This is a genomic window from Sciscionella sediminilitoris (genome assembly GCF_000737195.2).
Classification (GTDB): domain Bacteria; phylum Actinomycetota; class Actinomycetes; order Mycobacteriales; family Pseudonocardiaceae; genus Sciscionella; species Sciscionella sediminilitoris.
The window spans coordinates 41,287-60,871 of the sequence record NZ_JALM01000032.1 but is presented as its reverse complement, the minus strand read 5'-3'; the positions used below and the strand labels follow the sequence as shown (position 1 = coordinate 60,871).

Genomic DNA, 19,585 nt, shown 5'->3' with positions numbered 1-19,585 from the left:
TCGGTGTCGTCGTGGAAGTGCAGGCGTGGTCCGGGGGCGGTCTGGCTGATGCGAATGTGGGCCAGATGCAGCGCGGTCCCGCTGGGATCAATGTCGAGGACATTGTGCCTGGCACGCTCGTGCTCACCCACCGCGGGCGCTGGCGCCCGGTCGTGCGCAAGTTCCAGAAGCGCGACCGGACCTTGCTCATGCGCTCCGCGCTTCACGCCGCCGGGACCGAGGTCACCCCGAACCACGAGTTCTGGACCCGCACCACGACCCTTCGAGTCGCGGGTAACGACTACGAGCGCGAGTACAGTGCCCCCGACTGGCAGCCGATCGGTGACGCCCGGATAGACCGCATCCGCCGGGCCGGTCACAGCCGCGACATGGTCGCATACCCCACGATGTTCGGGGTCCTGCCATGGCACGACCCCGAAGACCTCGTCAAGGACGCCCGTGACTCGTGGTGGCTGATCGGTCGCTGGCTCGGCGACGGCTCCTCGAGTGAGCGCAACGGCGACGTGACCATCGTCTGCGGGCGCGATGAAGTTACCGAGCTGCGCGGGCGAGTGCCGTCCGCCTGGCGTGAACGCGAGGTCCGCACGGGGCACCAGTTCTACGACTACGACCGCAAGCTCGCGACCTGGCTGCGAGAACATTTCGGGTCCGGCGCCGCTGGAAAGAATATCCCGGGCTGGGTGTTGACCATGCCCGCCGATCGCCGCCGCGCGTTGCTCACGGGCTACGTCTCGGCCGACGGCAGTGCCGCGCGAGGAACTACCCGCATCAGCACGGTCTCCCGCCAGCTCGCCATCGGCGTCCGGATGCTTGCACACAGCCTGGGCTACGCCGCCTCGCTCCATCTCAGCGACCGCAGCGGGCAGTGCGTCATCGAAGGGCGCACCGTGCAGCGCCGTGCGGCATGGACGGTGCAGTGGCGGGAGACTCCGACGCGGCGGAACACCCTGCTCGACGACCTCCACCTCTGGGCTTACGTCCAAGACCTCGGCGAGCTCGGTGAGGAGACCGACGTCTTCACGATGGAGGTCGCCGAAGACCACTCGTACGTCGCGGACGGCGTGGTTGTGAAGAACTGCGCCGATATCTCCCAGGTAGAACCGCGCCGGTACCGCCAGACCCACATTTTGTGGGCGAGCCCGGAGTGCACGAACCATTCGGTGGCCAAGGGCCGCAAACGTGCGCTGCAGGCGGGTTTGTTCGACACCGAGGACCAGACGGTGGCTGAGCGGTCGAGGGCAACGATGTGGGACGTACCCCGGTTCGCCGAACACCACCGGTACCCGATCGTCATCGTGGAGAACGTCGTGGATGCCGCCCGGTGGGAAATGTTCCAGGCGTGGCTGATGGCCATGGAATGCCTCGGCTACTCCCACCACATCGTCTACCTCAACAGCATGCACGCCCCGGCACAGGCCGCGCCGCGCGCGCCCCAGAGCAGGGACCGCATGTACGTGGTGTTCTGGCATAAAGGCGTCCGCCGCCCGAACCTCGACGTCCGCCCCGAGGCGTACTGTCCCGGATGCGACGAGATCGTCGGCGCGGTGCAGTCCTGGAAGAACGGACGCCGGTGGGGCCGCTACCGGGCCCAGTACGTCTACCGCTGCCCGAACACGGCATGCCGCAACCAGATCGTGGAGCCGTTCACGATGCCCGCAGCGAGCGTGATCGACTGGACCACCCCGGGCGAGCGGATCGGCGACCGCGCGAAACCGTTGTCGGACAAGACCATCGCGCGCATTCGTGCCGGGCTCGAGCGCTACGCCCGCCCGATGCTCGTGCCCTCCGGTGGTACCCGCAACGAGGACGCGAAACCGGTCACCGACGCGTTCCGGACGCGCACCACCACCGAGTGCGAGGCGCTCCTCGTCCCCGTGGAAGGCCGCGACCGCAAGGAAGCCCGCAGCGCTGGCGAGGTGTTCCGGACGCAGACCACGCGGCACCAGGACGCGCTCGTGGTGCCCTACTACGGCACCGGCGTCGCCCACGGTGTCGGCGAACCGGTGCACACCCTGTCCACCAAGGACCGGTTCGGGTTGGCGTTCGTCGCCGAACTACGCGGCGGCGGTTCCACCGCGCGCGACGTGCGCGACCCGCTCGCCACGGTGTGCGCGTCGGGGAATCACCACATGCTCGTGCGCCACAACAGCAGCAAAGGCCCCGGTGGGGAGATGTGCACCCCGGTCACCGAACCGGCGCGCACGCTGACCACCAAGGGACACCAGTCCCTGGTCGAGTGGCCCGCCGAACCGCGTGAGCTTCCCGCCATCGATGACTGCACCTTCCGGATGCTGCAGGTCGCGGAGATCCAGGCCGCCATGGCCTTCCGCCCCGACTACACCGTCGTCGGCTCCAAACGCGAACGCGTCAAGCAACTCGGCAACGGGGTCACCCCGCCCGCCGCCGAATGGCTCATTCGCGCGGCCGTCGACGCGCTCGGAGGTGCGGCATGACCTGGCTTGCGGTCGCGGTCGCGGGCCCCGGACTGGCCGCGCTGCTGGTGGTGCTGGCCTGGCTGGTGCTTGCGGCGCGGGTGCGGCGGGCCACGCAACGGGCCCGGCGCACTCACCAGCGCGCCGAACACGACCCGAACAGTCCCACCACCGCGTGGGCTACCAGCCGCCACGAGCCCGACCCCCGCCCGGCCACGTACCGGCTCAACACCGACCCGGACGGGCCCCGCCGCGACCGGCTCAAACCCGTGGCCTACCCGATCCAGAATCCGAAGGACCCCAAGCGATGAACTGGAAACGCAATCTCAAGGACTACGGCCCGTTCCAGCTCGGCGAGGAACTCGGGTTACCGCAGTGGGCGATCGAACGCGCGATCACCGACGGACTCCTCGCCGCCGCCGACGTGACCGGCGGGCGCTGGTCGGCCCGCGTGGTCGCCGACGCGCTCGCACGCCTCGACGAAATCAAATCCACCGTGGGAACGGTTCCCGATGTGGGCGCTTCCCGCGCCGCGGACTACCTCACTGACCGGTTCGGCCGCGACGTGCCCGTCGCGGCCATCCACGAGCTTTCCACCATGGGGCTGCTGCCCCAGGTCGGCGAGTACCACGGCCACACCCTCTACGACGGCCGTGCCCTCGAACGCTTCACCGCCGGGGCCGCGCTTGAGCACGCCATCACCGTCGGCCGACACCTCACCGGCGACCAGGCCGCCGAGCATCTCGGGATCCGCCGCACCGATCTCGACCACCTCGTGCGCGCCGGCTGGCTCGCCCCGGTCGCGCACGTCCATAGCCGCTGGCAGCCCCGCCGCGCCCAACCGGAGGTGCCCCTCTACCGGATCGGCGACCTCGACCAGCTCGCCGAGGACCCGGCCATCGACTGGGCCGCGGTGCGCGCGGTCCCCAAAGGGGCCCGCTCCCCACTGCGCAACCTGCCAGCCCGCTAAACCCCCGGAAGGAAATTCCCCCATGCGTATCCGCATCACCGGAACCCGCGCCGAAACCGCCGAGACCGCGGAACTGCTCGCCGCGATCCTGCCCGTCCTGCAAACCACCGAGTTCGCGCCGAACCGCGAAGGCATCGACCTCGGCGAGGTGTACCTCGAGATTCAATCCGCAGGTTCGGGAGTTCACGCACGCCCCAGACCGAATCCGCCCGACCGGTAAACACCTGTCGGCTGGAAGTGATCGCGGTGCCCGGAACCCAACGAGGGTTCCGGGCACCGTCGTTTTCTATGGCTCGTTGCGGTCGCATCCTTGGCAGGTGCGCCGCGCGGCTGCGCGCTGAGCCCGGGTCAGGCGCGTGCGCACGACGCTCGCGGCGACCGTACTGGTGGCCGCGCCGAGCGGCACGGCCAGCGACGGGCCCGACCAGTAGGCGACCAGCACGATCGCCGACAGGATCACCGCGACCGCCACCAACACCGGCACGGCCAATCGGGTGGCCCGTTCCGTGCGGCCCGGGCAGTCGAGTACGTGCCCGAGTAGTTCCCACCCTGTCCGCGGCGCACCCGCGCGGCCCGGTTCCTGTGTATGCCGGGAGTCATCACACCTCATCCGCCTTCTCGTTTCTCGATCAACACGATCGCGCGCACGAGCGACAGCCCCCGACATACCGCCGCTTGTCCACGCGTTGTGCCACCGAGCCTGGCCGCCCGACCACGGCGGGGCCAGCGGCCGACGACCAGCGAACAAGACTGCCACCGGAAACCCGCCGTCGGGCCGATCACCCGAGCGCGATCCGGGCCGGTGTACCGCCGAACGAGTGGGAAACCACCCCGATCGAGGGCCTGGCAAATGGCAACGTGAACAACCTTCACGCGATAAGCGGTCGCCCCGGCTGCGGAGCTGATCAGCCCGACTGATCGGCCCGGCTGGCCCTTGATCACCACCGGATCTCCGCTGATGCCGATAGCTTCCTCGAAGACGCGAAGAATCAGCGTCAAGCAGTAGTCGCGCTGGAGATCTATTAGAGATAGTCCAAAACCTCTTCAGGTGGCCCCAGTGCGAAAAACGCACCACGAAAAAGTGGCGTGTTGACGAATTCTGCCTGCCTAAAGGAGCAATTCCCTTCAAAGTTAGCTTGAGAGAAATTGGCCAGCTCAAAATGGGCAGTTGTAAATAACCCCCACGAGAGAAAGTTGGCGTCCGAAAAGTCGGCAAGTACCTGGAATTTGGCCAGCTCGAAGTTGGCATCGAGGAGTGTTGCGCCGACGAAGGATCCGACGGCCGCAAATTGAGCGCTAGTAAATCCGGTGCGACCCTTGCAAGTTATATAATCAAAAAGCGCACGATCGCGAAATTCGGCACCTGTGAAATTGGCTCCGTAGAACTCGGACCGGGTAAAATTAGTCTGGCCATAAAATTTGGCGTCACGGAAATCTGCCGTTTCGACTTCGCAGCGCGAGAAATCGGTTTCGTACAGTGTCGCGCCGCGCAGGTTTAAGGTCGTATCTGGCCAGTAGGACTCGCTCATCTTCGGTTGAAGATGCCTGCTTAGGACCTCCTGAACTCCTACGCGTACTTGTCCTTCCTCGTCCAAACCGATCGCTGGTGGTGTGTAAGCCATCCGTAGGTAGGCGCAGCAGAGTTTCACAACCGGACCGCGCTGCTCAGGATTCTCCTGCGCGAGTCGTTCCAGCGCGTAAAGTCCACCGAGGCGCACGGCTGCACCCTCCGCGCCGAGTTGTTCCACCGCTTTGGTGTACTGCTCAGTGATGCGCCGGGACAGTGCGTCAGCCGCGTCCTGGGCGGCCACGTTCTCCCGGTGTTTCCTATCCGTCTCGAATTCGGTCCGCTGCTGCTCAAGTGCCCGTTCCTGCCGGTCATGGTCGGTTTCGATAGCGCGCTGTCGGCGCCACGCGAGATATAGGCCGAAGAGGCCACCGAGACCGGCGAGCACACTCAGTCCGATCTTGACCGCATCGAGGACCGCAGATAGTCGGTCAGCAGGCACCGGGAGCATTAGGGCCAGCACTATCAGTCCACCGCACACTGCTACTGCAGAGAGCACGGCAGCGACAGAGAGGACGAACAGCCTGCGTCGACCGATCGTCTGGCCGAGTTGGGGCATTCTCATAACCCGACAGCATGCCGGAAGACGCAGGTGGCCTGCCATCAGCGGTGAATACCCCAACGGTACATGAGGACGCGACGGAGGTCCTACCGCTGACGTTGTGGCCCTGACGTTGTGGCTGATGCGTCCCGAGCTGCAAACACGCTTCAGCCATAGCAAACGGCCACGTGAACAACCATCACGCGATAAGCGGCTACCACTACCGCAGAACTGATCAGCCCGACTAACCATCAACGCAACTGCCGCGCCGATCACCGGCACCAGCACAACCGGGTTCGCGCTCAAGGCCGCGCCGGCCGAGGGGAAAGACCTCTGCGGAACCGCCTTCGGCGGCCGGTCTTGTCGGCCCCGAGCTTGGCACGGGCGCCCCTCCGCACAGAAGGGTACGGACAGACAACTTTCGCGCCCTGCGGGCCGCTGGCGCTCGCGAAACTTCTCTGTCCTCGAAGCCCCTTTCGTGCGGAGCCTCTACGCCCGCGCAGCGGCGCTCAGGCGGTGGCGGGGGAGCCCGCCACCCCGCAAACCGGGGCCGACAAAACCAATTCCGAGGACAGGGAGGTAGCTGAGATGACAGCACCGGCCCGCCGGATCCTGGTCACCGGATCCCGTGACTGGACCGACACCACCACCATCCAGACAGCGCTCGCCGAGCAGTGGGGCGACGGGAAAGCGGTCCTCGTCCACGGTGCCTGTCCGCGCGGGGCCGACCGAATCGCGCACTACCTGTGGTCCGCATGGGGCGGACGGGTCGAAACCCACCCCGCCGACTGGCAGGCACACGGCCGGGCCGCAGGGTCACGCCGGAATGCCGAGATGGTCGCCGCCGGAGCCCAGATCTGCCTGGCCTTCATCTGTGACGGCTCGACCGGGGCCAGCCACACCGCCGCGCTCGCCGAGACCGCGGGCATCCCCACCCACCGCTACACCCACACACCCCTCGGGAGGGCGTGATGACCGAGCAGGACACCCAGATCGCCATGAGCCGACTACTCGACCTCGGCCACCAGGCCAACGAAATCGACCACCAGCTCGAAAACCGGATCACCGACACCGAGCGGGCCGAACTTGAGGAACAGCGTGCGGCGATCACCGAACGGGTCGCCGAAATCCGATTCCAGGCGAGGAGGTGAACACCATGCACGCGTGCGAAGAAGGCTGCTACAAGCACAAAGTCAACGGGCAATGGGTGTGCTGCAAGTGCGGTCGCTGACCGGCAGCAGAGAGTGGGGTGGGCCAGCGGGTATCTGGCCCACCCCGTTTCTCACGCTACAACCCGATCCGCCCGGTTCCGGACGGTCGGTGCGGGGTGTGCCTGGTCAGGCGACACGGGCCCAGCAGTCAGCGTATGCACTTGTCTGTGCGTGCACGCTCGCCCGCAGGATGTCGCGGTTGGCGTTGCTGCGGAGCTTGAACTCCCGCCCGCGGCGGGTGTCGAGCACCACGGGCGTGGCCTCAGGGCAGATCTCGGCGATCTTGTCCTCGACGATCACCAGCACCATCTCCGCGGTCGGTTTGGCGAGCTCTTCCTCCTTGAGGTAGGGCACCACCACGATGGTCTTTCCGGAGCGAAGGCGCAGCCCTACCGTGTCGGCGATCCTCACCTGCAGGTTGCTATCCGCCCAGGTCGCGGGCTGGGTCTTGATTCCGCTGCTCCCACGGGGCAGCCAGTCCAGGAACCCGTCACTGATCTGCCGGAACGCGGCGACCTGCCAATCCTGGTGGCGCCGGACGTTGTCGAGGGTCTGGCGCGGGTCGATGGACATCGGTGCGCTCTTCAGACCGCTCACGATCGCGCGGTACCCTTCGAAGGCGCGAGAATCCGGGTCGAGGTAGCGCTCTTTTTGCTGCTTCACCATCCTCGTTCCCGCGACAGGGTCTTTGCCGAGGTAGTCGGCGGCCACACGAATCCCGATACGCGGTACATCGCTAGTGCTGCTCAAGCGGGCAGTCCCTTCTGCTCACGGACAGTACAAGCCCGGGAATTACCGCAACCAGCATCAGCGCCACGCTGACCTGGCCTAACAGATTGTGCACCGCTTGAAAACCACCCGAAACTACGGGCCGTGAATCACCACACACTATGCTAGTGTGTGCCACATATCTTGTGTTACTGTTTTAATAGCGAAAACGAGCGGTGCACATCTATTGAGTTGGATAGCTCCGTAGGGCCATGGTGTGCTTACAACACACCACCCCGCAGACTAGTATAGGTCGCGTCACTAGCGCAAGCCGGTGGCGCGATTTTTCATGTCCACGTCGGCTGTTCGCGCTATCGTTGTCCCAAAAGTGCAGGTCAACTAGCCACTCTCGATATCATGTGGCGTGCGTCACATTTGATCTGGCGGCCCGCGAGCGCGGTGCAACTCGTGTCGATCTGATAATCTGAGGACATGAAGGAATGGACGGCGACCGAAGCGTCGCGCAACTTCGCGAAGCTACTCGACGAGGCCGCGGCCGGGGAGAGCATCGCGGTGGTGCGTGGCGGGGAGCGGGTCGCTCTGGTCACCCCGGCGCCGCGCGCGAACGGTAAGGCCGTGCTCGAGGCGATGAAGACTGGCCGCAAGCGGATCCACCCCGGCGCGGCCGAGGCCCTACACCGCGGGCTCGAAGCGGTACACGAGGTCTCGTCCGCTGATCTGGACACCGACCCGTGGAGCGAGTAGTCCTCGACACCGGTGTCCTGATCGCTGGCACCGAACACGACCTGTCCGAGCTCGGCCTCGGCGAGGCCGCCGACATTGCCATCCCCGCCGTGGCGGTCGCCGAGTTCGAACTCGGGTGCCTGCTCGACAACGACCGGGAACGCGCCGAGGCCAACCGCGAGTACCTGCAGGGCGTGCTCGAAGCCGCGCCGGTGCTCGACTACTCCCTCGCGGTCGCCGAGGAACACGCCAGACTCATGCAGCACACCCGCCAAGAAGGCCGACCCCGCGGCAGCCATGACCTGATCATCGCCGCGATCGCGAAAACCAACGGCCGCGCGGTCGCGACCACCGATCAGCGCGCCGCGTTCGGTGACCTGCCCGGCGTGGACTGCCTACTGATCAACCCCAGGCCCTAACCTCATCCGCCGTACCCCTCACCGTTTTCCTCGCTCAGCTTCCGAGCCTTTGCGGCTGCGTCGTCGAGGTAGTGCGCCACCTCGTTGAACCGCCGTTCGGTTGAAAACTCCGGGCTCCTGCGCGGCACCCTACTTCGCTGAGGACCACCACGAGTCGGTTCCGCGCTCCTCGGTACACGGTTGCTATCTGCGCACCTCAAGATGGATAATCGCACATACGTTCGAATGTGTGGAGGGGTTGTATGGAGCGGTTGAGTCCGATGGAGCAGAAGCACGCTGAGCGGGCGCGGGAGATGGCCCAGCGTCCACCGAGTGCGTTCTACGTGGGGGTTGCGGTGCATCAACAGGTGGTCTCCGCGCCCCGGCTGTGCACCCGAACGATCGAGGACGCCGCGATCAGGGTGCTCGAGGACTGGCTGCGCGAAGCCGGGCAGTGCGGGAACCCCATCCTCGGGAGTGAGGAGGGGCTGCGGGTGCTGGACCGGTGGGCCGGGCAAGCCCTACGGCGGGTGTACGCGGTGTGCGACGGATTCCCGAAACCAGACGCCGTGCAACGGAAATGGCTGCTGGACCTGCTCGCCGAGGAGATCGCCGGACAATACCGGGGAACCCGGCTCGAGAAGGAAGCATCGGTTCTCGACGAGCGCGGGGTACTGCTGTTTCCGGGCCTGTACACGCCATGGCGCATACGGGTCAAGGAGCCGCTCGTGGTTACCATCGACGAGAACGGATGGGCATTCCGACTCGGCGACCGAGTGCGGCCGGTGATCGCCCGCGACGACGGTGAGATGATGTACGAACTCGCCGAATTCGCCATCGCCGTGAACATCGGCAGGCATGGCGACATCTTCACCCGGTGAGCAGACCGGATGGGTATGACGAATCGCGAAGCGCTTCGCGGGGCGATGCCAATCACGATGCCGACGAAACCAGCGTGAACCAGTACTTTCCAGGCAGTACATACAGTTCACGGTCCATCGTGAACTGGGACTGTCGACGCTAGACTGTCGAAGAGATTCAGTGCTCGGCGGGCGCTGGTGTCGTCAAGGGAGAGGTATGCCACGACCATCATTACCCCTAGGAACCTGGGGGAGGATCTGGACCTTTCAGCGGGGCGATCAGCATGTCGCCCGTGCTCATTACCGCGACTACGACGGCCAAACGCGACCAGTTGAGCGCTACGGGGCTTCCGCCGGGCAAGCGGAGAACCGCCTCCGCGAGGCGCTACGCGACCGCGCCAAGATCGACGGTGATGGGGAATTCACCCCTGAGTCGCTGTTGATTGATCTTGGAGACTACTGGATCAACAGCGTTGCAGAGTCTGACAAGTCCACGCGGACGAAGGAAACCTATCGCCGTGACTGGGAACGGAATATCAGGACGGCGATCATAGGGCTTAAAGTGTTCGAGATTGAGCGGGTTTCCCGGTCGGAAAAAATTATCCAGACCATCCGAAAAAATTCCGGTGCCGCATCCGCTCGCCGGGCCAAGGTCATTCTTAGTGGAATTTGCGGTCTAGCTGTCCGATTAGATCTAATCAAAAAGAATCCGATCCGGGAAACCAGTGAAATAAGCGGCAAACGGCAGAAGGACAAATACGACCTTGCAGAAGAGGAGTGGAGCGAACTCCGTGAATGGATCGCGCTAATAGAGGCCGCGCAGAAGTATGATCTCATCGATATGCTAGATGTCTTCTCTGGCGTCGGCTGTAGGATCGGCGAAATGCTGGCCTTCGATTGGCCGAAATGTGACTTCAAAAAGGGGACTCTGGCGATCGAAGGGACTGTCATCCGCGAGACGGGGGTAGGACTCTACGTCCAGGAGTACACGAAGAGCGAAGCCGGGATGCGCACGATCGCTCCGCCAGATTGGGTTATGACGATCCTCGAACGTCGCAGCCACACGGCCGCAAGCCCATGGGTCTTCCCGAACACCCTCGACAAACTGCGCGAGCCAGACAACACGCGCAAGCAGCTCCGTAGTGTGATCAAGGGCACCAGGTGGGAAGGGTTGCACCCGCACGCCTTCCGACATCTCGTCGCCGTGCGCCTTGACGCAGCTGGCCTCTCTGCGCGTGAAATCGCCGACTACCTCGGGCATGAGCGACCATCAATGACCCAAGATATCTACATGGCTCGAAAGGTTGCGAGTACGAGAGCGGCGAGCGCTCTAGCTGGGTTCAGTCCAATGGCGGCCTAGGAAAGACGTGGGTAAGACGTGGGTGATCCCAGCTCTCGCTCGTAGATCACCCCTCTGACCTGCCCGTGGGCGCCCCCGGCAGGAATCGAACCTGCGACCTAGAGATTAGAAGGACGTACGTCCGAAGTTGTCTGGAAGACTCCGGGCGTTACTGGTTAATCTGCGAGGCCGTTGGAATGTCGAACTGGCGACTCCCGGACGCTTCCGGGCGTGTCCGGTTGAAACAGTCCTCAAAAAGTCCTCGCCCCGGGGCGAGGCAGGAGCTTCGCCCTACCGCGACCGGGTGAATTCGAGAAAGTGGCCTGTACCGCAAACTTGATACAGCCCGTAGTCATTAAATGTCGAGGTGGCCGACCCGTTGAGAGAGCCGTATGAGGTCTGATCGCCGAAAGTTTGTCCATGTCCGGTCGATGAGTTCGGTGAGAACCAGTCGGGGGAGCGGTTCGTCGAGGCATTCCGGGGCGATGATCTCCAATTCTTTCAAGGTCTCGAGCGCGGCCGTGTATTTGCCGGTCCGAGCCTCGGCGAGGGCCCGTTCGGAGAGGAGCACGGATCGTCCGGTAGCGCCCCAGAGGGAACGGTCCCGGATCCGTGTGGCTTCCTTGAGGGCGCGGTCGTAGTCGCCTGCGTTGACGTAGGAGGTTGTCGCCATCATCAGGTGCATCGATGGTCCGGATGGGATCTGGTAGTCGATGCGGTCGTGTCCGATTCGCTCGGCGGCGAGGCGCCCCTCGTCGAGCAGGTCCTCGGCTTCGCTGAGTCGTCCGGCTGCCGCGGTGACGGTGGCGCTGATGGTCAGCATGCCCGAGTACATTCCGAGCTGTTCGGTCGTCACCGTGCCTTGCGGCTCGATGCCGCGGGTGGCTCGCAAGACGGTGGCGGCGCTGTCATCGTCGCGACCGTCGATCTGCAGGGAGTGCGCGAACCCCACTTCGACGGCGGCGACCAGTAGCGGATCCTCGGAGAGCGACGCGTGCTCGCGCGCTCCGCTACCGGCTAGCAGTCCTTCCGCGGGGAACCCGACGCGCGTCGCGACGATCCCCAGCGGCCAGAGTACGCGCGCCACGAATTCATGGAGTCGCGGCGAAGGACGATCGCGCAGTGCCGCCCGCAGACCTTCGATGATCTCGGGTGCCAGCGCGATGAACTCGTGAAATCGTGCACCCCAGTAGAGGGCGAACAGGTAGTCGACCGCGCCCTGTGCGCGTTCCGGTGCGATAGGTTCGGCGTTCGCCGCCGCGATCGGGGTGAGAACCGCTCGGACCGCGGCCATGTCGGGTGCGGCCTCTGCGACGAGCGGGCCGCCGGCCAGCCATGCGACCCGGACGTTGAGCACTTCTGCGATGCGATGTAGCAGGCTCAAACTCGGCTGGCGATCGCCGTGCTCGAGCTTCTTGATCGTCGATGGTGAGCACTCCACCGCGTCGGCCAACTGCTGCCTTGTCCACAGCTTTCCGCGGGCCTGTCGGATTCGGGTGCCCACGTGTTCACCGAGCTGCATCGTGCCCCCAGTCGTCGCAGACGGTTTGCTCAACGGCGGTGACCAGCTGGAGTGCCAGTCGAATCGCCCCGGCCAGACTCAACGGGTCTGGCGCTCGGCAAACGATGCGCCCGTCTGCGACCGTGACTCTGTCAGCTTCGTCGGATCTCTCCACGATCATTCGTCCTTCCAACCTTTGCACTATCAAGAAGTAAGCAGCCTATGCTCCTGCGACTCCCTCGAGGGGTACACAGAGTGCCCCTCGCAATTTGCACCTGATTGGACGACTGTTCGACTAGATCGCTCTACTGACGGTGGTTTAGCGACGTTGTTGCGCCAGAAACTCCTCGATTCGCTCCATTCGCTCCCGCACCTCCTTGAGCTCCCGAATGATCCACTCCTGCCCCTCGGGCTCGCCGGTGTCTCCACTGCCGCCGCTGAGAATCCGCAACTCCTCGGCGGCGTCCTTGCGTCCGGCCTGCTCTAGCTCTCCCACGGACACTTCGAGTACTTGAGCCATTCGGGCAATCGTTTCGGCAGGGCCTTCGACTGGGGCGTACTGACCGGCGCCGAGTGACTGGTATCCGTTGATGATCTGTCGGAATCGGCCGTCACTCATGCCGACCTTTTCGGCCGCCTTCCGCGCCGACATGCGGGATCGCTTGAGTGCTGTCCCGAGCAGTACGGCTTCCGGGGGTGGTTCTGGCTTTTCCATGGCGAGCAGTGTACTTCGCAAAAGTTCGCAACGCATCGCCCATGTGACGTCATTGACGTGGCTGAATGCGCTAATGATCGCGAAGATTCGCGATACTGCTTGTGTATATGCGAACATGCGCGATAGTGTGCGTGCATGAAAACAGGTAGATCGCCATGGAGAGAGCTCGAGGTGATGGCCGCGAAAGACGGGATCCGGTTTCGGGAACTCGCTAAGCAGGCGGGCATCTCTCAGAGCTATCTCTCCGAGTTGCGCACCGGCCGCAAGAAGCCAACTCCGCAAGTAATCGCGCGCCTAGCGCACGCGATGAACGTGCCCGTGTCGATGCTCGAGAAGCGCATTGGCGACCACGCAGCATGACTCGCGCTTGCCTCCCGGCACCTCAGGCACCGGTTGAGGCAACGCCCGGTCCGAGCGGACCCCGAGCGCCCCACGCTCGGACCGGGCCTCCCCGCTTCAGGTTCGAAAACAAAAGGCGGCCCCGGTGCCGCAAACACCGGGACCGCTGCCCACAGGAAACGGAACAAAGGAGTTTTCCCGTGAACACCAAGAAGTATAAGGGTAGACATCGGTCGACGTTCATTCGCCGAGTCGCGAAGCATACTGCGCAGGACATCTTGTCCCGCAACGGTTCGGCTGCGATGGCCGATATCTCGGAGCTGCACATCCCCACCGATGAGGTCCGCGCATGGAATGAGGGGGACGAGTGGGCCGCCGAGCACGACGAGCCGATCAACCCGTATGACGACGAGCGGTTGCGGGCCCGCTGGAACCAGGGGTTCTGGCGGATCTCGATGCGTTCGCCGATCGAGGAAACCGGACCGGACACGGCGCCGGTCGAGGCGATCGCCGGGACGTGTCCGGAGTGCGGTTCGGGCGAGTTGTGGCGCGATCAGATTTCAGGCGATCGGGGCTGCACTTCGTGCACGTGGGCCGATGGGCGGGACGGTTGATGAGCGACTGGGGAGAAGTTCTTGCGCCGCTTGACGATCAGGTGAGCGTCGAGCGCGACGCTTTGATTGAAGTGCTTCGCTGGCTGGAGGAGCAACCCACGCCGGTGATGGTGACTGCCGCCGAGCTTCGTCTGCAGCGACAGCTGATGGCATCCGTCCCTTATGTTGCGCCGCAACGAGTTCCGGCGAGTCGGCATGCGGTTCGTGTCGCGCTCACCGTGTGTTCGGCGCTGGTGTTGGTCGGTGTCGGGATCGCGTGGTTGCTGTTGGGGGCGACGCGATGAGGACCTATGCGGAGATCCAGGCGGATGCGCGGGACGGGGCGCCGTTCGCGAACGGCACCGAGGGGCACGCGTGGACGGCGATGTGGTGCGAGCGGTGTCTGGTGGATGCGCCGTTTCGCAACATGAACAAGGGGTCCGGCTGCCCGCTGCTGTTGACCGCGCTGGCGGGAAAGACCCCGGCTGAGTGGCTGGACGGTCCACGCGACGAGCTCGGGCGGGTGCCGCTGGCGCAGCTGTACATCTGCACCGAGTTCCGGCCACCCGGCGGCGGAACCGAGCCCCGGCCGAGGCCGGAGCCGCGCGGGATGGACGGCTTGTTCGAACGCCCCGGACGGGGGCGCCGGACGCTGGTGCCACCGCGTGAGGCGGTGACCGCGGATGCCTGACTACTCGATCTGTGAGGTCCATTCGGCTGCGTCCATGGCGCTGGGCGAGCGCTGCGATCACAAGCGCTGCCGGGAGATGGCGGCGTGGCGGATCGGGAATGCCGAGTTCTGTCCGCGGCATGCCGCGATGCGGCTGCGCAGCCCGATGTACCTGTCCGCGGTTCGGAGCCGCGATCTCAATGCCCTTCTGGCGATTACTGAACGAATGAACAAGGAGCGGTGACGATGGCCGTTGTTGACGAGTCCGCTGTGGACATTGCGAGACGTAAGGCGGACGCTCTGCGCGCGTTGGCGGACATGGTCGAGGCGCACCCGGAGATTCGGGTGGCGTACCTGGATCGGACGTATGGGCTTGATATCTGGTGTCCGCGTTCGGCGAAGGAACTTGCGGCGATCGCGCGTGCGGCACTGGAACACGGCGCGAAGGTGGAGAAAGACATCCACGGGGAACGGTTCAACTTGGCGGTGTCGTGGCACGACATGAGGTTCAAGGCTCTGGGCGACCGCTCCGACGTGTGCGAGCGGGTCAAGGTCGGCGAGGAGACCGTCACCGAGATGGTGCCGGATCCGAGTGTGCAGGTTCCGATGGTCGAGCAGACCCGGACCGTCGATCGGTACGAGTGGCGGTGTGCGCCGCTGCTGGCGGTAGCTGGGGCCGATTCATGACACGCCTTCACGATTGTCCGGGCGGGTGCGGGCGGATGGTGCCGTTGCGGTTGTTCGCGTGCCGGGGGTGCTGGTCGCGGTTGCCGCGGGATCTGCGGGAACCGATCGCCGCGACGTATCGACGTGATCCGGCTGCGCACGCGGAGGCGATGGCCGACGCGCTGTGCTGGTACCGGGATGTTGCGAATGGTGGTGTGGCGTGAAGGACGGGCGCGTTCTGGCTGTTCGGTTGGCCATGCTGCGGGAGCTGGAGGCGCGGGTGAAGGACGCGCAAGCCGAGTTGAAGCTGCGGTTCCTCGAGGAGCTGGAGCCCGGTGATTCGAAGGCCGCGGCTCTGGATGATGACACCAAGTTGGGCAAGGTGTCGTTGGTTTCTGGGCAGGTGCGTCCGGTGGTCACCGACGGGCGGGCCCTGCTGGAGTGGGTACGGCAACATCGGCCCGACGAGATCGTGCCGACCGTGCGGGACTCGTTTCTGGCTGCGCTCAAGGATTCGGCGAAGAAGCACGGTGCCGCGGTGATCGAATCCACCGGCGAGGTTGTGCCGGGTATCGAGGTCCGCGAGGGCAGCCCGTACGTGTCGTTCCGCGCTCAGCCTGGTGCGGGTGAGGTCATCGCGCAGCGGTGGCAGGAACTTCTCGGAGACGCGCTCAAGGCGCTTCCGGGTGGTGGGTCATGAGCGCGCTCGAGTGTGAGTTGTGCACACCGGAGATGGCGCGTGTCTGTGGGGACTCACGGTGTCGCGCTCGCGGGTACGGGGACGAACCTGCACTGGAACACGAGCGCGCTGCCGAGCTCGGCGGTTCGGGCGGTGATCGGTCGTGAGCAACTTCCAGATGAACGACTACATCGACGTGGCTGCACGGATCGTCGAGTTCCGCGAGAAGTATCCCGACGGTTCGTTGCAGCCCGCCGATCTGGCCGCCCCGTACCGGGTGGAGACCATCGGCGACCAGGTGTTCATCGTCGCTGTGGCGGCGGCGTATCGGTCCCCGGAGGATCAGCGTCCGGGGATCGGCATGGCCTACGAGCAGTTTCCCGGACGCACGCCTTACACCAAGGGCAGCGAGCTGCAGAACGCGGAAACCTCGGCGTGGGGTCGGGCGATCGTCGCGGCCCTCGCAGCGGACACGAAGAAGGGAATCGCTTCGGCCGACGAGGCCCGCAACCGCGCGGCCGAACGGGAAGCGCCACCGGATCCGAAACTCCTGCTACGCAACGAGATCGCGGTATGGGTCAAGGAGAACGGCGTGCACATGGCCTCGGTTCAGGAGTATTTCAACAGCTTGTACGGGCACGGCTCGCGTGATGCCACCGAGCAGCAGCTCGGCGAGTTCCTGGACATTCTGCGCACGCAAGGACTTCAGGAACGACAGGAGACGCAGCCGTGACCGAGCCCTACCGGCCGTGGTCACCGGTCGATGTCGAGCGCAAGCTGCGCCAGTCGATCACCGAAGTCGCGCGCGCCGAGGCTGCCTTGCGGGACGCGCGCGACGCCGAGACCGACGCAGAGCTGGCCTATCAGTCGGTGCAGCGGCGGGCGATCCTCTCCGAGGACTGCCCGAAAGTCCGCCGCGATGGCGCGACCGCGGCCGAGCGGGACGCGTGGGTCGGCGAGCGCTGCGCCGAGCAGTACCAGGCGTACCGGATTGCGGCAACGAAAGCCCAGGCCGCTGCCGATCACGTGCGCGCGGTGCGCGATATCGCCGTCACTGTGCAATCCATCGGCGCACTCGTGCGGCAGGCCTACCAGATGGCGGGAGTGGTTTCATGAGCCATGAATCGCAGCGACCGCGCTCGATCAACTGGTTGACGCCCTGGTGGCTGCTGCGCGAGCTCGGGGACTTCGACCTCGATCCGTGCGCCGCCCCGGCACCGCGGCCTTGGCCCACCGCGAGATACCACATCGCCGCCGAGGACGGTGACGGGCTCGCCGCAGCATGGTCGGGGCGGGTATGGCTGAACCCGCCCTACAACCGGGACGCGCGCGGCTGGCTCGCGCGGCTCGCCGAGCACGGCCAAGGAACAGCGCTCGTATTCGCCCGGACCGAGACGGCGTGGTTCGTCTCCACCGTGTGGCAGCGGGCAACTGCGCTGTTGTTCCTCGACGGCCGGGTGCACTTTTGCCGCCAGGACGGCATAGCCGCCAAGAATTCGGGCGCCCCCTCAGTCCTGATTGCCTACGGCCACGAGGACGCACGGATCCTCGGGCGTTCCGGGCTCCCCGGCGCGTACGTCACGGGCTGGAGTACGACGGCTCGGGCACAGGACAGCGCGGCACAAGACCCCCTGCCCTTCGCTGCTCGAGGAGGTGCCGCGGCATGAACGAGACCAGGGCACGCCAGATCGTCAAGGACCGTGCCGGGCTGTGGTGTGAGCGGTGCGGCTATGTGCAGGCCGCCGAGTGGCATCACCGCAAGAACCGCTCCCAGGGCGGGCATTGGGCGCCTGCCAACGGGATGTGGTTGTGCTCGCCGTGCCACCGGTATGTCACCGAGCATCCGGACGAGGCGGTGCGGTTCGGGTGGGCGTGCCGGTCGTGGATGAACCCGGCCGCGGTGCCGGTGCTGACCGCGTGGCACGGGTGGGTGCTCCTCGACGATCTCGGCCACTACGTGCCGGTTCTGGAACCAAGCGACGCGGCATAAGGCCGCGCGAGAAATGGGAAGGAAGTGAAATTCGTTGCCAGACAACGAACATGACGCGGGAGGCCAATTCCTGGCGTTCCTCGCTGAACACAACAAGGGCCGCACGGCCCGCGAGCTCGACGCGCAGGTGATGGCCCTGGTCGCGGCGGTGTGCGAGACCGGCCGCGCGGGGAAGCTCACGTACACGGTGAGCGTGAAGCCCTCGAAAGCGGGCGAGGCGATGGTCGAGGTCACCGACGACATCAAACCCGCCTTGCCGCGGTTCGACCGGAAAACCGATATTTGGTTCGCCAGCAATAGCGGCGAGCTCTCGCGTGAACACCCCCATCAATCCGGCCTGTGGCCGAGAGAGCAGGTAGACCGTGACTGACCTGACTGCCGAAGCGATCGAGCGGATCGCCGATTACGCGGTGGCCGCCGATGATGCCGAACACCCGCTGCCGTTCCGGCCGAGTCTGGATGCGCCGACGATCGTGCGGGTACTCGATGATCGCCGCCACCTCGAAGTGGTGCATCTTGAGCAGTACCTCGAGGTGCCGCTGCGTCTGCGCGGGCTGGCGCGGGTGGATGATCCGGGCAGCCTGATCGCCTACGTGAACCGGCTCGCCAACGCGAACACGACGTTGTGGGCCCACGAGGCGACCGCTTGTGTGGCGGCGGTGTTCAACGATCACGCGAATTCCGAGCTGGCGGGCTGGCGGGATCACGGGGTCGAGTTGCGGTTGCTGGAGGATCCCGACTGGCGGCGCTGGCTCGAAGCCGACGGGCACCTGGGGGCTCAGGAGTGGTTCGCCGAGCTGATCGAGGATCTGTCGCACACCATCGTCTCGCCGGACTCGGCGGCGATGTACACGATCGCCCGCACCTTCCGCGCCCACACCCGCGCGGACTTCAACCGGTCGACACACCTGGACTCGGGCGACATCGCCTTGTCGTTCACCGAGGAAACCACCGCGAAAGCGGGAAGCCGCGGCGAGATCGAGGTCCCGGAACGGTTCGAGTTGCGGCTGGCCCCGTTCATCGGTGCCGATCCGGTCAACGTCACCGCGCGGCTGCGGTATCGGATCAAGGACGGGGAACTCAAGATCGGGTACAAGCTGCTGCGTCCGGACGTGGCCCGCCGTGAGGCGTTCGACGAGCTCGTCGAACAGATCGACGAGGGCACCCTCTCGGGGGTGCCGATGCACTACGGCGTGCGCCCCGACAGCGTTACCCCGCAACGATGACCAGACCCGCGGACCTGCCCGCGTCGGCTCTCGAGCTGGCGCGGGTGGTCCCCGGCCCCGACCCGGCCGCGGTGGACGCGGCGGTCTCGGCGCTGCTCGCCGACCAAGGCCCCGGGTGGTCCACGCTGCGGGTGGCGGTGGCCGCGCTGAACCGGGGCCCGTCGTGATCCGCCTGGTACGGATACCCGAGCCGCCCGACGTGCACGCCGAGCGCCGCCGCTGGGCCTACGCCGAAGCGATGCGCGGCGCCCTGCCCGCCGAGGCGTTGGACCGTAAGGACGGTGAGCGCCTACTCGCCGAGCTCTGGCACGCCGGATGGACCGACACCGAGATCGCGGTGCACACCAAATGGTCCACCTACACCGTCGGCCGGATCCGCGACCGTCTCGGGCTGGCAACGCATTCGACGAATCACACGAGGAAGGTGTCGTAACCC

Annotated in this window: 30 protein-coding genes; 25 read left to right on the top strand and 5 right to left on the bottom strand. The window is 65.5% G+C overall.

Annotated features, from left to right (window positions below; genetic code table 11):
• The 4 genes from AD72_RS37180 to AD72_RS15095 form a co-directional block, all read left to right on the top strand.
• A partial coding sequence (locus AD72_RS37180; RefSeq protein WP_231644841.1) for a DNA cytosine methyltransferase occupies window positions 1–2,453 on the top strand: 2,453 nt, incomplete at its 5' end.
• Window positions 2,450–2,743 (top strand): hypothetical protein, encoded by a 294-nt coding sequence (locus AD72_RS15105; RefSeq protein ID WP_031467144.1) that lies wholly within the window; start codon window positions 2,450–2,452, stop codon window positions 2,741–2,743. The genes AD72_RS37180 and AD72_RS15105, both read left to right, overlap by 4 nt.
• Window positions 2,740–3,402: a hypothetical protein gene (locus tag AD72_RS15100; RefSeq protein ID WP_031467143.1), complete on the top strand. Its 663-nt coding sequence runs from the start codon at window positions 2,740–2,742 to the stop codon at window positions 3,400–3,402. The genes AD72_RS15105 and AD72_RS15100 overlap by 4 nt, the downstream gene beginning before the upstream one ends.
• Window positions 3,403–3,424: 22 nt before the next feature.
• Window positions 3,425–3,622, top strand: a complete 198-nt coding sequence (locus AD72_RS15095; RefSeq protein ID WP_031467142.1) for a hypothetical protein — start codon at window positions 3,425–3,427, stop codon at window positions 3,620–3,622.
• A gap of 66 nt (window positions 3,623–3,688) precedes the next feature.
• On the opposite strand, the gene AD72_RS15090 is transcribed toward AD72_RS15095, so the two are convergent.
• Together AD72_RS15090 and AD72_RS36585 are read right to left on the bottom strand one after the other, a co-directional pair.
• Window positions 3,689–3,886, bottom strand: coding sequence for a hypothetical protein (locus tag AD72_RS15090; protein ID WP_055731201.1), 198 nt, complete (start codon window positions 3,884–3,886; stop codon window positions 3,689–3,691).
• A 538-nt stretch (window positions 3,887–4,424) separates the two neighbouring features.
• Window positions 4,425–5,528, bottom strand: a complete 1,104-nt coding sequence (locus AD72_RS36585; RefSeq protein ID WP_197284980.1) for a pentapeptide repeat-containing protein — start codon at window positions 5,526–5,528, stop codon at window positions 4,425–4,427.
• Window positions 5,529–6,098: 570 nt separating this feature from the next.
• On the opposite strand from AD72_RS36585, the gene AD72_RS15085 reads away from it, so the two are divergent.
• A complete protein-coding gene (locus AD72_RS15085; RefSeq protein ID WP_031467140.1) occupies window positions 6,099–6,482 on the top strand; it encodes an SLOG family protein in 384 nt (127 codons plus the stop codon).
• A complete protein-coding gene (locus AD72_RS15080) occupies window positions 6,482–6,661 on the top strand; it encodes a hypothetical protein (protein WP_031467139.1) in 180 nt (59 codons plus the stop codon). The genes AD72_RS15085 and AD72_RS15080 overlap by 1 nt, the downstream gene beginning before the upstream one ends.
• A 186-nt stretch (window positions 6,662–6,847) precedes the next feature.
• On the opposite strand, the gene AD72_RS15075 is transcribed toward AD72_RS15080, so the two are convergent.
• Window positions 6,848–7,432 (bottom strand): hypothetical protein, encoded by a 585-nt coding sequence (locus AD72_RS15075; RefSeq protein WP_051898630.1) that lies wholly within the window; start codon window positions 7,430–7,432, stop codon window positions 6,848–6,850.
• A gap of 489 nt (window positions 7,433–7,921) precedes the next feature.
• On the opposite strand from AD72_RS15075, the gene AD72_RS15070 reads away from it, so the two are divergent.
• The 4 genes from AD72_RS15070 to AD72_RS35630 all read left to right on the top strand — a co-directional run bounded on the left by AD72_RS15070 (window position 7,922) and on the right by AD72_RS35630 (window position 10,791).
• Complete coding sequence (locus tag AD72_RS15070; RefSeq protein WP_037345920.1) at window positions 7,922–8,194, top strand: type II toxin-antitoxin system Phd/YefM family antitoxin; 273 nt, start codon at window positions 7,922–7,924, stop codon at window positions 8,192–8,194.
• Window positions 8,182–8,592 (top strand): type II toxin-antitoxin system VapC family toxin, encoded by a 411-nt coding sequence (locus AD72_RS15065; protein ID WP_031467137.1) that lies wholly within the window; start codon window positions 8,182–8,184, stop codon window positions 8,590–8,592. The genes AD72_RS15070 and AD72_RS15065 overlap by 13 nt, the downstream gene beginning before the upstream one ends.
• 242 nt (window positions 8,593–8,834) lie before the next feature.
• Complete coding sequence (locus tag AD72_RS15060; RefSeq protein WP_156365207.1) at window positions 8,835–9,452, top strand: hypothetical protein; 618 nt, start codon at window positions 8,835–8,837, stop codon at window positions 9,450–9,452.
• Window positions 9,453–9,648: 196 nt separating this feature from the next.
• Window positions 9,649–10,791 carry a site-specific integrase gene (locus tag AD72_RS35630; protein ID WP_082468958.1) on the top strand — a complete coding sequence of 381 codons (1,143 nt, stop codon included), beginning with the start codon at window positions 9,649–9,651 and terminating at the stop codon, window positions 10,789–10,791.
• A 334-nt stretch (window positions 10,792–11,125) separates the two neighbouring features.
• Here AD72_RS35630 and AD72_RS15050 read toward each other — a convergent pair whose 3' ends face one another.
• Together AD72_RS15050 and AD72_RS36580 are read right to left on the bottom strand one after the other, a co-directional pair.
• The gene (locus tag AD72_RS15050) at window positions 11,126–12,274 is read right to left on the bottom strand and encodes a helix-turn-helix transcriptional regulator (protein ID WP_197284979.1); all 1,149 of its coding nucleotides are present in this window, start codon (window positions 12,272–12,274) and stop codon (window positions 11,126–11,128) included.
• A 316-nt stretch (window positions 12,275–12,590) separates the two neighbouring features.
• Window positions 12,591–13,103, bottom strand: a complete 513-nt coding sequence (locus AD72_RS36580) for a hypothetical protein (RefSeq protein ID WP_156365206.1) — start codon at window positions 13,101–13,103, stop codon at window positions 12,591–12,593.
• Window positions 13,104–13,160: 57 nt separating this feature from the next.
• Between AD72_RS36580 and AD72_RS15040 the strand changes: the two genes are divergently transcribed.
• From AD72_RS15040 to AD72_RS36570, 15 genes are all read left to right on the top strand, one after another.
• Window positions 13,161–13,346 carry a helix-turn-helix domain-containing protein gene (locus AD72_RS15040; RefSeq protein WP_231644840.1) on the top strand — a complete coding sequence of 62 codons (186 nt, stop codon included), beginning with the start codon at window positions 13,161–13,163 and terminating at the stop codon, window positions 13,344–13,346.
• A 179-nt stretch (window positions 13,347–13,525) separates the two neighbouring features.
• On the top strand, window positions 13,526–13,939 hold the full coding sequence (locus AD72_RS15035; protein WP_156365205.1) for a hypothetical protein: 414 nt from the start codon (window positions 13,526–13,528) through the stop codon (window positions 13,937–13,939).
• On the top strand, window positions 13,939–14,223 hold the full coding sequence (locus AD72_RS15030) for a hypothetical protein (protein WP_031467131.1): 285 nt from the start codon (window positions 13,939–13,941) through the stop codon (window positions 14,221–14,223). The genes AD72_RS15035 and AD72_RS15030 overlap by 1 nt, the downstream gene beginning before the upstream one ends.
• On the top strand, window positions 14,220–14,609 hold the full coding sequence (locus AD72_RS15025; RefSeq protein WP_031467130.1) for a hypothetical protein: 390 nt from the start codon (window positions 14,220–14,222) through the stop codon (window positions 14,607–14,609). Before AD72_RS15030 ends, AD72_RS15025 begins: the two co-directional genes overlap by 4 nt.
• Window positions 14,602–14,832, top strand: coding sequence for a hypothetical protein (locus AD72_RS15020; protein WP_156365204.1), 231 nt, complete (start codon window positions 14,602–14,604; stop codon window positions 14,830–14,832). The genes AD72_RS15025 and AD72_RS15020 overlap by 8 nt, the downstream gene beginning before the upstream one ends.
• Before the next feature lie 2 nt (window positions 14,833–14,834).
• Complete coding sequence (locus tag AD72_RS15015) at window positions 14,835–15,275, top strand: hypothetical protein (protein ID WP_031467128.1); 441 nt, start codon at window positions 14,835–14,837, stop codon at window positions 15,273–15,275.
• Window positions 15,276–15,474: 199 nt separating this feature from the next.
• Window positions 15,475–15,954 carry a hypothetical protein gene (locus AD72_RS15010; protein WP_156365203.1) on the top strand — a complete coding sequence of 160 codons (480 nt, stop codon included), beginning with the start codon at window positions 15,475–15,477 and terminating at the stop codon, window positions 15,952–15,954.
• A 142-nt stretch (window positions 15,955–16,096) separates the two neighbouring features.
• Window positions 16,097–16,666 (top strand): hypothetical protein, encoded by a 570-nt coding sequence (locus AD72_RS15005; RefSeq protein WP_031467126.1) that lies wholly within the window; start codon window positions 16,097–16,099, stop codon window positions 16,664–16,666.
• A complete protein-coding gene (locus AD72_RS15000) occupies window positions 16,663–17,049 on the top strand; it encodes a hypothetical protein (RefSeq protein ID WP_031467125.1) in 387 nt (128 codons plus the stop codon). The genes AD72_RS15005 and AD72_RS15000 overlap by 4 nt, the downstream gene beginning before the upstream one ends.
• Window positions 17,046–17,600: a DNA N-6-adenine-methyltransferase gene (locus tag AD72_RS14995; RefSeq protein WP_051898627.1), complete on the top strand. Its 555-nt coding sequence runs from the start codon at window positions 17,046–17,048 to the stop codon at window positions 17,598–17,600. Before AD72_RS15000 ends, AD72_RS14995 begins: the two co-directional genes overlap by 4 nt.
• Window positions 17,597–17,923 carry an HNH endonuclease gene (locus AD72_RS14990; protein ID WP_051898626.1) on the top strand — a complete coding sequence of 109 codons (327 nt, stop codon included), beginning with the start codon at window positions 17,597–17,599 and terminating at the stop codon, window positions 17,921–17,923. The genes AD72_RS14995 and AD72_RS14990 overlap by 4 nt, the downstream gene beginning before the upstream one ends.
• A gap of 34 nt (window positions 17,924–17,957) precedes the next feature.
• Window positions 17,958–18,293: a hypothetical protein gene (locus tag AD72_RS14985; protein WP_051898625.1), complete on the top strand. Its 336-nt coding sequence runs from the start codon at window positions 17,958–17,960 to the stop codon at window positions 18,291–18,293.
• Window positions 18,286–19,149 (top strand): DUF2303 family protein, encoded by an 864-nt coding sequence (locus AD72_RS14980; protein WP_031467122.1) that lies wholly within the window; start codon window positions 18,286–18,288, stop codon window positions 19,147–19,149. Before AD72_RS14985 ends, AD72_RS14980 begins: the two co-directional genes overlap by 8 nt.
• Window positions 19,146–19,316 carry a hypothetical protein gene (locus AD72_RS36575; RefSeq protein ID WP_156365202.1) on the top strand — a complete coding sequence of 57 codons (171 nt, stop codon included), beginning with the start codon at window positions 19,146–19,148 and terminating at the stop codon, window positions 19,314–19,316. The genes AD72_RS14980 and AD72_RS36575 overlap by 4 nt, the downstream gene beginning before the upstream one ends.
• Window positions 19,313–19,582 carry a hypothetical protein gene (locus tag AD72_RS36570; protein ID WP_156365201.1) on the top strand — a complete coding sequence of 90 codons (270 nt, stop codon included), beginning with the start codon at window positions 19,313–19,315 and terminating at the stop codon, window positions 19,580–19,582. The genes AD72_RS36575 and AD72_RS36570 overlap by 4 nt, the downstream gene beginning before the upstream one ends.
• Window positions 19,583–19,585 lie beyond the last annotated feature (3 nt).

Coding starts and splice junctions, on each gene's coding strand:
- AD72_RS15105 (WP_031467144.1), top strand. CDS start 2,450: ATGACCTGGCTTGCGGTCGCGGTCGCGGGCCCCGGACTGGCCGCGCTG.
- AD72_RS15100 (WP_031467143.1), top strand. CDS start 2,740: ATGAACTGGAAACGCAATCTCAAGGACTACGGCCCGTTCCAGCTCGGC.
- AD72_RS15095 (WP_031467142.1), top strand. CDS start 3,425: ATGCGTATCCGCATCACCGGAACCCGCGCCGAAACCGCCGAGACCGCG.
- AD72_RS36585 (WP_197284980.1), bottom strand. CDS start 5,528: ATGCCCCAACTCGGCCAGACGATCGGTCGACGCAGGCTGTTCGTCCTC.
- AD72_RS15085 (WP_031467140.1), top strand. CDS start 6,099: ATGACAGCACCGGCCCGCCGGATCCTGGTCACCGGATCCCGTGACTGG.
- AD72_RS15080 (WP_031467139.1), top strand. CDS start 6,482: ATGACCGAGCAGGACACCCAGATCGCCATGAGCCGACTACTCGACCTC.
- AD72_RS15070 (WP_037345920.1), top strand. CDS start 7,922: ATGAAGGAATGGACGGCGACCGAAGCGTCGCGCAACTTCGCGAAGCTA.
- AD72_RS15060 (WP_156365207.1), top strand. CDS start 8,835: ATGGAGCGGTTGAGTCCGATGGAGCAGAAGCACGCTGAGCGGGCGCGG.
- AD72_RS35630 (WP_082468958.1), top strand. CDS start 9,649: ATGCCACGACCATCATTACCCCTAGGAACCTGGGGGAGGATCTGGACC.
- AD72_RS36580 (WP_156365206.1), bottom strand. CDS start 13,103: ATGTTCGCATATACACAAGCAGTATCGCGAATCTTCGCGATCATTAGC.
- AD72_RS15040 (WP_231644840.1), top strand. CDS start 13,161: ATGGCCGCGAAAGACGGGATCCGGTTTCGGGAACTCGCTAAGCAGGCG.
- AD72_RS15030 (WP_031467131.1), top strand. CDS start 13,939: ATGAGCGACTGGGGAGAAGTTCTTGCGCCGCTTGACGATCAGGTGAGC.
- AD72_RS15025 (WP_031467130.1), top strand. CDS start 14,220: ATGAGGACCTATGCGGAGATCCAGGCGGATGCGCGGGACGGGGCGCCG.
- AD72_RS15020 (WP_156365204.1), top strand. CDS start 14,602: ATGCCTGACTACTCGATCTGTGAGGTCCATTCGGCTGCGTCCATGGCG.
- AD72_RS15015 (WP_031467128.1), top strand. CDS start 14,835: ATGGCCGTTGTTGACGAGTCCGCTGTGGACATTGCGAGACGTAAGGCG.
- AD72_RS14995 (WP_051898627.1), top strand. CDS start 17,046: ATGAGCCATGAATCGCAGCGACCGCGCTCGATCAACTGGTTGACGCCC.
- AD72_RS14990 (WP_051898626.1), top strand. CDS start 17,597: ATGAACGAGACCAGGGCACGCCAGATCGTCAAGGACCGTGCCGGGCTG.
- AD72_RS36575 (WP_156365202.1), top strand. CDS start 19,146: ATGACCAGACCCGCGGACCTGCCCGCGTCGGCTCTCGAGCTGGCGCGG.